Raw genomic sequence first — 13324 nt, 5'->3', positions numbered from 1 at the left:
CCGGATTAGCGGCCGCGGAATTGGCGCAGATATTCGTTGTTGCCGTCCATGATGATCGAGCTTTCGCCGTTACCCGTTTCAAACGTGCGACGGTAAGACTGCATGGCGCGCCAGAAGTCATAGAAATCCGGATCCTTGTTGAAGGCGTCGGCATAGATCTTGGCGGCTTCGGCTTCAGACTCGGCGCGGATGATCTGGGCATCGCGGCGGCCACCGGCGCGAATCGTCTCGGCCTCTTCCTGCCGGTCGGACTGCATCCGGGTGAAGGCAGCTTGGAGCGGTGTGCCCTGCGGCAGATCGGCCCGCTTAATGCGCACATCGAGAATCTGCGCGCCATAACGCCGTGCCTGGGCATCGAGCACTTCGCGGATGCGGGTCATGGCATTACCGCGCTCGGCAGTGAGAAGGCTGGCGAAGGTCCGGCGGCCCAGCTCCTGCCGCAGCACCGAGATCAGGATCGGCGAAAGCTGGTTGCGCAGGTTTTCTTCGGTCCCCGCGCTCTGCACCATCAGCACCGGGTCGATGATGCGGAAGCGGGCATAGGCATCGACCTCGAGCCGCTGCTGATCTTGCGACAGCACGGTTTCGCGCTCCATATCGAGATCGAGCACGCGGCGGTCGACCATCTGCACCCGTTCGATGATCGGAATGCGCGGAACGATACCGGCCCCGGTCTTGCCATAGGGCTGGTTCGGATTGAATGCGTTGATCTTCCGCACCGGCTCACCGGTGCGAATCACCACCGCCTGCTCGGTTTCGGGCACAATCACCAAAGAGCTGGCTGCGACAACCAGCACTGCGATCAGCGCTACGATGGCGATCTTATACTTTTGCCAGATCGTTTCCATCTTACTGGCCCTCCTGCTGAGATTGCGAGGGTGTGATTGTTACGTTGTTGCCCTGCGCCTCCTGCGAACGGCGGCGCACTTCGGGCAGCGGCAGGTAGGGCGTCACGCCTGCGCCATCTTCGATGATGGTCTTGTCGGTCTCGGCCAGCACGCTTTCCATGGTCTCATAATAGAGGCGCTGGCGGGTCACCTGCGGGGCAAGACGATACTGCGCGTAGATCTCGTTGAACTCGGCTGCGCCGCCCTGCGCCTGCGCGAGAAGCTGCTGCTCGTAGCGGCGCGCTTCGTTGAGATTGCGCTCGGCGTCCTGCCTTGCAGCGAGCACGTCGTTGAAGGCCTCGATCACCTGTTGCGGAGCCTCGGTCTTGTCAATTTCGATGCCCTGGATCGCAACGCCCGCGCCGTAGCCGTCAAGGATCGTCTGCATGCGGGTGCGCACGCGAAACTCGACCTGCTCGCGGCCCGAGCCGGACAGCACGGTGTCGAGATCAGTTTCGGCTACCGACGCGCGCATCGCGGCTTCGGCCACTTCGCTCACCGTTTCGCCCGGCTCGGCAAGCTGGAACTTGAACTGGGACAGATCCTTGATGTTCCAGCGGATGATATAGGACAAGTCGACCAGGTTCTGATCGCCGGTGAGGATCAGATTCTCATCGCCGCCGCCGATGGTTTCGAGGCGGATCTGGCTGACGTTCTCTACCTCGACCATCTGGATCGGCCAGGGCCATGACCAGTTGGTGCCCGGCTGCATGGGGCCGGCATACTGGCCGCCGAACCATGTTTTGATGCCAGCTTCGCGCGGCTGCACGAAGTGGACCGAGGTGGTCCCGATCCACACCAGCGCGATGGCGCCAATGGCGATCGGCCACCAGCTCTTGCCGCCGGGACGTTCGGGCAAGCGGAAGTTCGGGCCGCGCGGACCACCGCCGGTGCGGCGGGGGCCTTCGGGGCCGCGGTTCTTGAACAGGTCCTCGATGCTGGCCGAACCGCGCGCGCCATCCTTGCCGCCAGGCAGCCAGGGGTTGCGCGGGCCGTCCTCGCCCGAAGGCGTGGGAGTTGGCGTGCCATCCCCGTTGCCACCAGAGTTATCGCCATTGTTGCCCGAGGGCTTGCCCCAGGGGCTACCTTTGCCGGCCATTGCCAGTGCGATCCTTTCGATCATCCCGCCCAGTCGTTCCATAGCCATACTGTATAGGACGGGTTGCCACGAAAAACAGGGGCGAGAGGCAAGTTTTCGGTGCGCGAGCCATGCCAAACCGGCTAGGGGCAGGGCCATGAGTATGGATGACACAGTTCGCGCCGCCATTCCCGCAGAGCTTTCGGACATGGTTCGCAGCGCCAAATTCGCCGACGGAATCGCCACCATTATCGCCGACGCCTCGGGGCTGGGCCGCAGCGCCGCCGCACAGCTCCAGAGCGAGCTGGAACAGGCCGTGGGCAAGGTACCCGAAGTCAACGAGGTGCGTGTGGCGCTGATGGCCGACAAGGTCGAGCGGCGCATCGTCGCGGTCGGTTCGGGCAAGGGCGGGGTCGGCAAATCGACGCTGACCACCAACTTGGCCGTTGCGCTCGCTAGATCGGGCCGCAAGGTCGGCGTGGTCGATGCCGATGTTTATGGTCCCTCGCAGCCGCTGTTACTCGGCACGCAGAACGAGAAGCATCGCGCCGAGGGCCAGACGCTGATCCCCACCGAGACCGAGTTCGGCGTGAAACTGCTGTCGATGGGCCAGCTGATCGAACCGGGCCGGGCGATTGCCTGGCGCGGGCCGATGGTGGGGCAGGCGCTCGGCCAGCTGATCGAGGCTGACTGGGGCGATGTCGATACGCTGCTGGTCGACCTGCCGCCGGGCACTGGTGATGTGCAGCTCACCATGTTGCAGAAGTTCAAGCCGGCGGGCGCGTTGATCGTCTCCACCCCGCAGGATCTGGCGCTAATCGACGCCACCCGCGCAATGGATCTGTTCCGGCAGGGCGAGGTGCCGATCATCGGGCTGGTCGAGAACATGTCGGGCTATATCTGTCCGCATTGCGGCGAGGCGAGCAACCCATTTGGCCATGGCGGCACCGAAAGCGCCGCGCAGGGGCTCGGCGTGCCTTTCCTCGGGCGCGTGCCGCTCGATATGGCGATCAGGGTGGCGAGCGACACCGGCCAGCCGCCCGCGGCGAATGACCTGCCGCAGGGCGAGCCCTTCGCGGCGATTGCCGAGCAGCTTTCCGCATGGCTGGACCGCACCGCCTGAGCCGGGCACAGTGGCGTGACATCGGCCTAGGAGACCGTTTACGGTGCAGCTGACACGGCGAGGAATACTGGCAGGCGCTGCACTCGGTGGCGGCCTGCTTGTCGCTTGGACGCTGCTGCCGCGCGAGTTCGACAGCCCCCTTTCGCCATCCGACAACGAGGTCGCCTTCGACGCATGGCTCAAGATCGCGGCTGACGGCGTGGTCACCGTGGCGGTGCCGCAACTCGAAATGGGGCAGGGCGTCACCACGCTGTTGCCGCAGATCGTGGCGATGGAGCTGGGGGCGGACTGGCGGCAGGTGGCGGTGGAGCCCGCGCCGGTCAGCGGGGTCTACGCCAACCTGCCACTCGCGGCGCGCTGGGCCTCATTGTGGATGCCCGTGTTGCCGGATCTGGTCAGCGAGCCTCGCGACTTTCTCGTCGAACAGTTCGCGCAAGGCAACAACTTCACTGTTACCGCACAAGGCACGACGCTGACTGCCTATGAGCTGGCCTGCCGCGAGGCGGGCGCTTCGGCGCGTGCGCTGCTGGCAATGGCAGCCGCCGACAAATGGGACGTTGCATGGGAAGAATGCGAGGCTGAGGGCGGCTTTATCCGCCACGGCGAGAACACGGCGAGTTTCGCGGAACTGGCGCTCGACGCGGCACGGTACGCGGCCCCCGAAGTGCCTCAGTTGCGCGCGCAGCCGCCTGCCGAAGCCGCAGGGCAAATGGGCCTTGCCGACGAAGAGCGCACGGCGTTCCCACGGCTTGACTTGCCAAGCAAGGTCGATGGCAGCCTCGTGTTCGCCGCCGACGTGCGCCTGCCCGATATGGTCTATGCCGCGATCCGCCATGCCCCGCTCGACAAGGCCACGCTGGCCGATTTCGATCCGGCACTGGCAAGCGGGCAGCGCGGCCTGATCCGGCTGGTGCGCGGCAAAGACTGGTTGGCGGCGCTCGGCGAAACATGGTGGGCGGCGGAAGAGGCGCTGAAAAAGGTCGCGCCGCAGTTCTCATATGTCCGCACGGTGCGCAGCGAGACGATTGCCGATCAGCTCGATGAGGCGGTGCTGCGCGGCGCGGCCACGGTGTTTGCCAAACGCGGTAATGGTGCAGAAGGCCTCCAATCGAACGAGGCGCGCCGCTACGAAGTGGCTCCGGCGGTTCATGCCACCATCGAGACGAGTTGCGCGACTGCGCGGTTTCTGGACGGCACACTCGAATTGTGGTTGCCGACGCAGGCACCCGAGGCAGCCCGTGTGGCTGCGGCGCGGGCGCTGGGTATCTCCACCAGCAATGTCGTGCTCTATCCGGTGGCGGCAGGGGGCAGCTTCGACCGGCGGCTCGACAATGCCGTGGCCATCGAGGTGGCGCTGCTGGCGCGCGAGGCGGGGCGGCCCGTGCAGCTGACATGGTCGCGCTGGCAGGAGCATGTCGCGAGCTATCCGCGGATGCCTGCAACCGGTATTCTTGGCGCGCAGGTGAGTGCCGACGGTGCCATAACCACCCTGCGCGCACGGCTCGCTTCGCCGCCTACCATGCGCGAATTCGGCCGCCGTCTGTTCGATAACAAGACCAGCTGGGCCGCAGTCGACGAGGTGGCAGACGAAGCCGATCCATTCGCGGTGGAGGGCATGGACCCGCCCTACGCGATCCCCAACGTGGCGGTGGAACATGTGCCAGTTTCCATAGCCTTGCCCTCTGCGCCGATGCGCGGGCGGGCCGATGCGATTACCTGCTTCATGCGCGAAAGCTTCGTCGACGAAATCGCGCAACAGTACGAGCGCGAGCCGCTATCCTATCGCATATCCATGCTGGGTGGAGACCCGCGGTTGGCCGCGTGCCTGCAACAGGCGGCGCGGATGGCGGAGTGGGACGGCGGTGCGCCGGGCACCGGGCAAGGGCTCGCCTGCCATATCATGAGGGACGGGGTGACGGGGCTTGGCGAGGCGGCCCCAGCCAGCGGGCGGATAGCCGTGATCGCCACGGCCAGCGCAGGCGCGGGCGGAGTGCGGGTGAGCCGCATCACCGCCTGTGTCGACCTTGGCCGGGTGGTCAACCGCGACCTTGCCTTGCAGCAGATCGAGGGCGGGCTGATCTTCGGCCTCAGCCTCGCGCTCGGCTCGGCCACAGACTATGCCGATGGCCTGCCCAGCCACGGGCGCTTGGCCGCGCTCGGCTTGCCGACGCTTGCCGATTGCCCCGAGATAATAGTGGAGTTCATCGCCAGCGACCTGCCGCCGTTCGATCCGGGTGAAATCGGAGTGGTTGCTGTCGCGCCCGCCGTTGCCAACGCCTTTTTTGCCGCGACCGGGCTGCGTTTGCGCAGACTTCCGCTTATATCCGCGCTCGCATGACCTGGACACCGCAGAACCTTCCGGCCGATCACCCACCTGTCGCCAGCGGCAAGGTGGGAGTGCTTGTGGTCAACCTCGGCACGCCGACGGCGCCCGACGCCCCCTCGGTGAAGCGCTATCTGGCCGAGTTCCTGTCCGACCGGCGGGTGATCGAGATTCCGTCGCTGGTGTGGCAGCCGATCCTTCGCGGGATCATCCTCAACACCCGCCCCAAGAAGAGCGCCCATGCCTACCAACAGGTGTGGACCGACGAAGGCTCGCCGCTGGCCGCGATCACCGCGCAGCAGGCGCGCGGGCTTCAGGAGCGGCTGGGCGCGGGCGTGATGGTCGACTGGGCGATGCGCTACGGCGCGCCGTCGATTCCCGACCAGCTCGACAAGCTGATGCAGGCCGGGTGCGAGCGCATTCTGCTCGCGCCGCTCTATCCGCAGTATTGCGCCGCCACCACGGCCACGGTTGTGGACAAGGCTGGGGATTGGCTGCGGGAAAAGCGTTGGCAACCTTCGCTTCGTACGCTCCCGCCTTACCACGACGACCCCACTTATATCGCCGCCTTGGCGCAGGATCTGGGTGCGCAACTGGACGCGCTGGCCTTCCAGCCCGAGGTGCTGCTGCTGAGTTTCCACGGAATGCCCGCGCGCACGCTGGAGCTGGGCGATCCCTATCACTGCCACTGCATGAAGACCGCGCGCCTGCTCGAAGCAGCGCTGGCGCGGCCCTCGCTGCGTATGGTCACGACCTTCCAGAGCCGGTTTGGCCGCGCCAAGTGGCTCGAGCCGGCGACCGACACGGTGCTCGAAGCCGAGGCGAAGAAGGGCACCAAACGGCTCGCCATCGCTGCGCCGGGCTTTTCCGCCGACTGCCTCGAAACGCTGGAAGAGCTGGCAATCCGCGGGCGCGAGCAATTCACCGAGGCCGGCGGCGAGCAGTTTGCCGCGCTCAGCTGCCTCAATGCTGGCGAGGCGGGCATGGCCATGCTCGAAGCGCTGATGCGGCGCGAACTGGCGGGCTGGTTCTGAGCCGCGGCACGAGGCTGCTCAGAACCTCAGCAGCGTTCAAAAATCTATCGCGATCCCGTCTTTGACCCAGTCGCCATAGCGGGTGGGGCTCAGCTCTTCGTTGTCGGCACTCTTCTGCGGCTCGGGCAGCGGCTCGTTGGTCCAGTGCGCGGGCTTGGTGAAGGTTTCGGGGCGTTTGGTTGCTCGTTCCATAGCACTGTCGATATGGGCCCACTGGCGCTGCGACGCAACCGTCGCTAGGGCGTGAGCGATGGCGACAATTCCCGGACATGGCGCGCGCAAGGCCGCTCTGAAGATGCTCGACGCGGTGCTGCGGCGCGGCGAGACCATGGAGCAGGCGGGCGGCGCGGCCAACGGCCTGCCCGAATTCGCCGACCGCGCTCTCGCCCGAGCCATCGCTGCGGAGAGCCTGCGCTGGCTGGTGGATCTCGACGCGCTGATCGACAGCGCCACCAAAAAGCCACTGCCAGAGGATGCCAAGGCGCGCGCGGTGCTTCGGATGATGCTTGCGCAGTGGCTGCGGCTCGATACCCCGCCACACGCTGTGGTGGCGACCTGCCTGCCGCTCCTCGATGGCGGTCCGAAGCGGCTGGCGCACGGCGTTTTCGCCACGATGACCCGCGCCGGGGCAACCTTGCCGCCCGTGCCCAGCCTGCCCGCTGCCGTGGCCGCGCGCTGGGGTGAGCGGGCCGAGGCCATAGCCGCCGGTCTCGCTGCGCCGCCCCCGCTCGACCTGAGCCTGCGCGCCGACGATGCGGGTGAGGGGCTTGAGGGCGAAAGCCTCGCGCCGCGCCATCTGCGCTTGCCGCGGGGAGCTTCGGTTGAGCAACTGCCGGGCTTTGCCGAGGGCGCGTGGTGGGTGCAGGACTTTGCGGCTTCGCTCCCGGCGCGCCTGCTCGGCATGGGAGAGGGCCGCCGCGTACTCGATCTCTGCGCTGCGCCCGGTGGGAAGACGCTGCAATTGGCGAGCATGGGCTGGCAGGTCACCGCGCTCGACAACTCGTCGCGCCGGCTCGAACGTCTGCGCCAGAACTGTGAGCGCACCGGCTTTACTGCCGAGGTGATCGAGGCCGACGCGATGGGCTGGCACCCCGAGAAGCAGTACGATGCGATCCTGCTCGACGCGCCTTGCACTGCCACCGGCACCTGCCGCCGCAATCCCGACGTGCTGCACCGTATTGGCGAGCGCCAGATAGAAGCCATGGCCGAGTTGCAGCGGCAGCTGCTGGATCGGGCAGGCAACTGGCTCGTGCCGGGCGGTCGGCTGGTTTACGCAACCTGCTCGCTTGAACGCGCCGAGGGCGAGGAGATCGCCGGCCAATGCGAGCTGACGGTTGATCCGGTGCGCGCTGAGGAGCTGCCCGGCGGTCTCACCCCCATGCCCGAGGGCTGGGTGCGAACCGATCCGGGGATGCTCGCCGACGAGGGCGGGCTCGACGGTTTCTTCATCGCCCGCTTTACCGCCTGAGTAGCGCTTCGACCGCCCTTCGCCGACGGATGATCGGGCGGAAGCGCCTAGTCCTTCACATACTTCGCAAAGCTTTTGCGCAGTTTCATCAGCTTGGGCGGGATCACCGCGAGGCAATAGGGATTGCGCTGGCCTTCACCCTCCCAGTACTCCTGATGATAGTCCTCCGCCGGATACCAGGTGGCCGGGCCTTCGATAGTCGTCACCGCCATCGCGCCGTTCGCGGCATTCCAGCGCCCGATCGCGGCCTCGGCCTCGGCGCGCTGTTCGTCGTCGAGCGGGAAGATCGCGCTGCGATACTGCGTGCCGACATCGTTGCCTTGGCGGTTAAGCTGGGTCGGGTCGTGCGTCCCGAGGAACATGTCGTAGATCTCGGCGGGGCTCACCACCTCGGGATCGAAGGTCACGCGGATGGCCTCGGCATGGCCGGTGCTGCCTGAGCAAACCTGCTTGTAGGTCGGCGCTTCGACATCCCCGCCGATATAGCCGCTCTCGACGTGGGTAACGCCGATCACGTCTTTGAACACCGCCTCGGTGCACCAGAAACAGCCGCCTGCAATAATCGCCTGCATGGTCATGGGTACAAATCTCCTTTCTCCAGGAGATGGGAAGCGCGGGCGCACTTGTCATCCTCCGGCTCGGCTCTAGACTCGTGCGGCCCCTTTCACAGGAGACTCCACGATGCGCCTTCCTGCCCTCATTGCCACTGCCGTTGCTCTGACTTGCGCCGCTCCCGTTCTTGCCGAGACGACTACCGCGCCCGATATGGACGCGATCCTCGCCGCCGATATCCGGGGCGACGACCGCGCACGCGACCAGTATCGCCACCCGGCCGAGACCCTTGCCTTCTTCGAGGTCGAGCCCGGGATGAGCGTGGTCGATTTCATGCCCTCGGGCGGCTGGTATTCGCGCGTGCTGATCCCTTATCTGGGCGAGGAGGGCACCTACATCGGCCTCAACCCCGATGTCGGGACCGATGGCGGGCCAGGCTTTTTCGCCGGGATGCGCGAGACCGCCAGCCGCTTCCCCGCGCAGGCGCAGGGCTGGGTGGGCGACAGCGGTGCAGCCGTGACCGGCGCGAATATCGGCGACGAGGCCATCGACGCCATGGCTGGCACGGTCGACCGCTTCCTGATCTTCCGCGAGATGCACAATATCCGCCGCCTCGGCTGGTTCCATGATGTGGCGACCACCGCGCGCACTCTGCTCAAGGACGGTGGCCTGCTCGGCGTCGTCCAGCACCGCGCCAAGCCCGATGCTCCGGCAAGCTACGTGCTCGGCGACAAGGGCTATCAGCGCGAGGAAGATGTGATCGCGCTGTTCTCCGCCTATGGCTTCGAGCTGGTCGGCAAGAGCGAGGTCAACGCCAACCCGGCCGATCCGGCAGACTGGGAAGGGGGCGTGTGGAGCCTTCCGCCCAGCTTCGGCGGCGCGCCCGAGGGCAGCGAAGAGCGCGCCCGCCGCGCCGAAATCGGCGAGAGCGACCGCATGACGCTGCTGTTCCGCAAGCGCCCCTGAGGGAACCGCGTCGGCTCATCTGTCGTTCACCGCGCAAGCTTCAGGTGTCTGAAATTAGACACCCTTTCGCGGGAGATGATCGATGAAGCCGTTGCTGTCTGCCTGCGCCGCTCTGGCGCTTGTTCCGCTGGTAAGTGCCTGCGGCGACGCCGCCTATGACCCGCGCGGTGTCGAGCATAACGAAACGCTCCTGTCGGTAAGCGCCAGCGGCGAGGCCGACACCCGCCCCGACGAGGCGCGCTTCACTGCAGGCGTGGAGAACTGGGCGCGTTCCTCGGAAGATGCGAGCAAGGAAACGCAGGACGAGATCGCCCAGATCGTCGCCGCGCTGCGCGAGTTGGGGATTGAGGACAAGGACATCCAGACCCGCACCGTGAACGTGCAGCGGATCGACTGGGGCGACCGCAAGGGCCAGTTCCAGGCTTCGAACACCGTCACCGTGCGCGTGCGCGATATCGCCAAGGCCGATGCTGCCGTCACCGCCGTCACCGGGGTGGGCGCGAATATCGTGAACGGGCCGGACCTGCGCCTGTCCGACCCGGAAAAGGCGTTCAACTCGGCTTATGGCAATGCCTACCGCGCCGCGCTGGCCCGCGCCGAGGCCTATGCAAATGCGGCAGGCATGAAGGTGGCGCGGGTGCTGACGATCCGCGATGCGGGCGGATCGCAGGGCAACCGCTATCTGCCGGGCGCCCCGGTTCCGGTCGCACCGCCGCCGTCGCCGATTGCGATGGGGCGCGGTGTGGCGGTCGAACAGGCGGCGATGGATGCTGGCGGCGGGGCCACGATCATGCCCGGCCAGACCACCAGTTCGGTCACCGTTTTCGTGGACTTCGCGCTCGAGGCCAAGTAATCGCGCGAGGCATGAGAAAGCTCACCGTAGCGGCGCTCCAGCTCGAACTCGGGCTGGCTGATGAGGCCGCCAACATCGCCGCCGTTTCGGATCTGGTCGCGGAGGCCGCAGACAAGGGCGCGCAGGTGATCCTGCCGCCCGAACTTTTCTCCGGCCCCTATTTCTGCCGCGAGGAGAAAGACGCGTTTTTCGCGCTCGCCCGGCCGACGTTGGAGCACCCCAGCGTGGTGGCGATGCGCAAGCTCGCAAGGCAACTGGGCGTGGCGATCCCCACCAGCTTTTTCGAGCGCGACGGACACCACTATTACAATACGCTGGCGATGATCGGCCCCGATGGGGAGATCATGGGCACCTACCGCAAGAGCCACATCCCCGATGGGCCGGGCTATGAGGAAAAGTTTTATTTCCGCCCCGGCAACGATGGCTTCAAGGTCTGGGACGTGCCCTGCGCCGGCGGAACGGCGCGGATCGGGATCGGGGTCTGCTGGGACCAGTGGTATCCCGAAACGGCGCGCTGCCTCGCGCTGCTGGGGGCAGAGGCGCTGTTCTATCCCACCGCGATTGGCTCCGAACCCAAGGACGCCGAAATGGATACCAGCCGCATGTGGCGCCGCGCGATGATCGGCCATGCGGTGAGCAACTGTATGCCGGTGATCGCCGCCAACCGCATCGGCCACGAAGGCTCGCAAGAGAGCGGCAACGCTTTTTACGGCCACAGCTTCATCTGCGACGAATGGGGCGACTATGTGAGCGAATTCGGCCGTGAGGAAACCGGCGTTCTGGTCGCCACGTTCGACCTGGAGCAGGGGCGCGAACACCGCGCGAGCTGGGGCTTTTTCCGTGATCGTCGCCCCGAGCTTTACGGGCGGATGGCGCAGGACATTTGAGCAAGCACCTCTACCTCGTCGCGCTTGGTTCGAATCAGCGCCACCACCGCTTTGGCCCCCCGCGGCAGGTGGTGGAGCGCGCGATTGCGCGGATCGACGACAAGATTGGCAAGGTCGTGGCGCGCTCGCGCCTGATCGAAACCGCGCCGGTCGGCCCGTCGCAGCGGCGCTATGTAAATGGGGCGCTGGTGCTGGCCTGCGCGATGAAACCGGCCAAGCTCTTGCGCAAGTTGCAAAAGATCGAGCGCAAGTTCGGCCGGGTGCGACGCGGGCAGCGCTGGCGGGCGCGGCCGCTCGATCTGGATATTGTGCTGTGGTCGGGCGGGATTTTTGCCTCGTCCGATCTGGCAATCCCGCATCCGCTGTTCCGCGAGCGGGATTTCGTGCTCGGCCCGGCAGTCGAGGTTGCGGGCGATTGGCGCGACCCTGTCACCGGTTTGACGTTACGACAGTTGCATGGACGCTTGACCCGCCGCCGCCCGCTATCTAGGTGACGCGCCGCAGGCCATTCGCGCCATGCCCCATATCGGGCCCTTAGCTCAGTCGGTAGAGCAACTGACTTTTAATCAGTAGGTCGCTGGTTCGAACCCAGCAGGGCTCACCATCTTTTTCGAAATTACACGGTGTGATGGCCGCAGGGGAATGCCTCTGGCGGCGCGGCCCGCACGTGGCTGGGAAGCCACCCTGCTCAACAACCTGAAAACTTCACATATGTGATTAATTCACATGTTTGATGCAGAACAAGGAAGATCCCCCGCGGTGGGGGCAGTCATGCTGCCACGACCCACTGCGAAGAGATCAGTTATGCTTCCCACCAGCGATACCAGTCAGGGCAAGCGCACCATTCCCGGCACGCCCGTGTTCGACGGCGAACAGGCGCGCTCGGGCTATGCGCTCAATGCCATGTGCTATGCCTTCAACAGCGCTGAGCTGCGCGACGAATTCGTGAAGGACGAAGAGGCCGTGATGGAGCGCTTCCACCTTACCGAGCAGCAGCGCGACGCTGTGCGCAAGCGCGACATTCTCGCCATGCTCGAAGCTGGCGGCAATGTTTACTACCTCGCCAAGCTGGCCGGCATCCTCGGCTTTAACGTGCAGCAGCTCGGCGCGTTGCAGACCGGCATGGAGCTGGAGGACTTCAAGGCCGCCCTCCTCGCCCACGGACTCACCGAAACCCGCAATATCCTGACGGAGAAGGCAGCATGACCAAGATCGCAGGCGGCATCTTCACCAGCCACGTCCCCGGCATTGGCGGCGCGATCGCCAAGGGCCTTCAGCAAGACCCTTACTGGAAGCCCTTCTTCGATGGCTTCGACCCGGTCCACCAGTGGCTGGCCGAGGAAAAGCCCGATGTCGCGGTGGTGTTCTACAACGATCACGGCCTGAACTTCTTCCTCGACAAGATGCCAACCTTCGCCATCGGCGCAGCGGCGGAATATCGTCATGACGACGAAGGCTGGGGCATCGCCTTCCAGCGCCCGTTCGCGGGCCATCAGGATCTTTCCTGGCACATTATCGAGCAGGTCGTGGCGAGCGAGTTCGATCCCGTGACCTGCCAGTCGATGCTGCTCGATCACGCCGTTGCCGTACCGTTCGAGCTGTGTTGGCCGGGCAAGGAGGCCTTCCCGCTCAAGGTGATCCCGATCGCGATCAACACCGTGCAGCACCCGTTGCCGAGCCCCAAGCGCTGCTACAACCTCGGCCAGGCCGTGGGCCGCGCGATCGAAAGCTGGGGCGGCGACGAGAAGATCGTGGTGTCCGGCACCGGGGGGCTGTCGCACCAGCTTGAAGGTGGCCGCGCCGGGCACATCAATGTCGATTACGACAAGTTCTGCCTGCGCAATCTCGCGCCCGATCCCGAAGCGCTGTTGCAGCACGACACGCTCGACATCGTGGAGCTTGCGGGCAGCCAGGGCGTGGAAATCCTCAACTGGATTGCCGCGCGCGGCGCCATGAGCGGTTCGGTGCGCGAGCTGGCCAGCAACTACCATATTCCGATCAGCAACACGGCGGCGGCGACCGTGCTACTGGAGAACAGCGACAAGGTTCACGCCTGACCCTCTCCCCCCAGAAGGGCTGAACCGCACAAGGAGGCCGAACAGGACATGGGTCTTGTCCGGCCTCTTGCGTTCCCGGAGCCGCAAGTTTTTGCC

General features: G+C 65.8%; 14 protein-coding genes and 1 tRNA gene. 11 read left to right on the top strand and 4 right to left on the bottom strand.

Annotation, left to right across the window (positions count from 1 at the left end):
* Positions 1–5: 5 nt before the first annotated feature.
* Together hflC and hflK are read right to left on the bottom strand one after the other, a co-directional pair.
* Positions 6–848, bottom strand: coding sequence for a protease modulator HflC (hflC, locus tag E0473_RS07315; RefSeq protein ID WP_137680224.1), 843 nt, complete (start codon positions 846–848; stop codon positions 6–8).
* Position 849: 1 nt separating this feature from the next.
* Positions 850–2034, bottom strand: coding sequence for a protease modulator HflK (gene hflK / locus E0473_RS07310; RefSeq protein ID WP_241657392.1), 1185 nt, complete (start codon positions 2032–2034; stop codon positions 850–852).
* A gap of 88 nt (positions 2035–2122) precedes the next feature.
* Here hflK and E0473_RS07305 point away from each other — a divergent pair, with 88 nt between their 5' ends.
* Genes E0473_RS07305 through hemH form a run of 3 tightly spaced genes read left to right on the top strand, consistent with a single transcriptional unit; the run spans position 2123 to position 6445 of the window.
* Entirely contained in the window at positions 2123–3088 is a 966-nt protein-coding gene (locus E0473_RS07305; RefSeq protein WP_137680223.1) for an Mrp/NBP35 family ATP-binding protein, read from the top strand.
* 43 nt (positions 3089–3131) lie between these two features.
* Complete coding sequence (locus E0473_RS07300) at positions 3132–5426, top strand: molybdopterin cofactor-binding domain-containing protein (protein ID WP_137680222.1); 2295 nt, start codon at positions 3132–3134, stop codon at positions 5424–5426.
* Positions 5423–6445, top strand: coding sequence for a ferrochelatase (hemH, locus tag E0473_RS07295; RefSeq protein ID WP_137680221.1), 1023 nt, complete (start codon positions 5423–5425; stop codon positions 6443–6445). Before E0473_RS07300 ends, hemH begins: the two co-directional genes overlap by 4 nt.
* A gap of 36 nt (positions 6446–6481) precedes the next feature.
* Here the strand turns inward: hemH and E0473_RS07290 are convergent, their stop codons facing one another.
* The gene (locus E0473_RS07290) at positions 6482–6637 is read right to left on the bottom strand and encodes a DUF1674 domain-containing protein (RefSeq protein WP_137680220.1); all 156 of its coding nucleotides are present in this window, start codon (positions 6635–6637) and stop codon (positions 6482–6484) included.
* A gap of 58 nt (positions 6638–6695) precedes the next feature.
* Here E0473_RS07290 and E0473_RS07285 point away from each other — a divergent pair, with 58 nt between their 5' ends.
* Positions 6696–7913 carry an RsmB/NOP family class I SAM-dependent RNA methyltransferase gene (locus E0473_RS07285; protein WP_137680219.1) on the top strand — a complete coding sequence of 406 codons (1218 nt, stop codon included), beginning with the start codon at positions 6696–6698 and terminating at the stop codon, positions 7911–7913.
* Between the two features lie 47 nt (positions 7914–7960).
* Here the strand turns inward: E0473_RS07285 and msrA are convergent, their stop codons facing one another.
* A complete protein-coding gene (gene msrA / locus E0473_RS07280) occupies positions 7961–8491 on the bottom strand; it encodes a peptide-methionine (S)-S-oxide reductase MsrA (RefSeq protein ID WP_137680218.1) in 531 nt (176 codons plus the stop codon).
* Between the two features lie 103 nt (positions 8492–8594).
* On the opposite strand from msrA, the gene E0473_RS07275 reads away from it, so the two are divergent.
* From E0473_RS07275 to E0473_RS07245, 7 genes are all read left to right on the top strand, one after another.
* Positions 8595–9431 carry a class I SAM-dependent methyltransferase gene (locus E0473_RS07275; RefSeq protein ID WP_137680217.1) on the top strand — a complete coding sequence of 279 codons (837 nt, stop codon included), beginning with the start codon at positions 8595–8597 and terminating at the stop codon, positions 9429–9431.
* 82 nt (positions 9432–9513) lie between these two features.
* A complete protein-coding gene (locus tag E0473_RS07270) occupies positions 9514–10284 on the top strand; it encodes an SIMPL domain-containing protein (RefSeq protein WP_137680216.1) in 771 nt (256 codons plus the stop codon).
* 11 nt (positions 10285–10295) lie between these two features.
* Positions 10296–11171 carry an N-carbamoylputrescine amidase gene (gene aguB / locus E0473_RS07265; RefSeq protein WP_137680215.1) on the top strand — a complete coding sequence of 292 codons (876 nt, stop codon included), beginning with the start codon at positions 10296–10298 and terminating at the stop codon, positions 11169–11171.
* Positions 11168–11665: a 2-amino-4-hydroxy-6-hydroxymethyldihydropteridine diphosphokinase gene (folK, locus tag E0473_RS07260; protein ID WP_137680214.1), complete on the top strand. Its 498-nt coding sequence runs from the start codon at positions 11168–11170 to the stop codon at positions 11663–11665. The genes aguB and folK overlap by 4 nt, the downstream gene beginning before the upstream one ends.
* Before the next feature lie 34 nt (positions 11666–11699).
* Positions 11700–11775 (top strand) — tRNA-Lys (locus tag E0473_RS07255).
* Between the two features lie 200 nt (positions 11776–11975).
* Positions 11976–12377 carry a protocatechuate 4,5-dioxygenase subunit alpha gene (locus E0473_RS07250; protein WP_137680213.1) on the top strand — a complete coding sequence of 134 codons (402 nt, stop codon included), beginning with the start codon at positions 11976–11978 and terminating at the stop codon, positions 12375–12377.
* Complete coding sequence (locus tag E0473_RS07245; protein ID WP_137680212.1) at positions 12374–13228, top strand: class III extradiol dioxygenase family protein; 855 nt, start codon at positions 12374–12376, stop codon at positions 13226–13228. Before E0473_RS07250 ends, E0473_RS07245 begins: the two co-directional genes overlap by 4 nt.
* The last annotated feature ends 96 nt before the right edge of the window (positions 13229–13324 follow it).

Origin of the sequence: Aurantiacibacter suaedae (genome assembly GCF_005434915.1) — a bacterium.
GTDB classification, from domain to species: Bacteria; Pseudomonadota; Alphaproteobacteria; order Sphingomonadales; family Sphingomonadaceae; genus Alteraurantiacibacter; species Alteraurantiacibacter suaedae.
The sequence above is the reverse complement of the archived record's forward strand: the minus strand, read 5'-3'. Positions and strand labels throughout refer to the sequence as shown.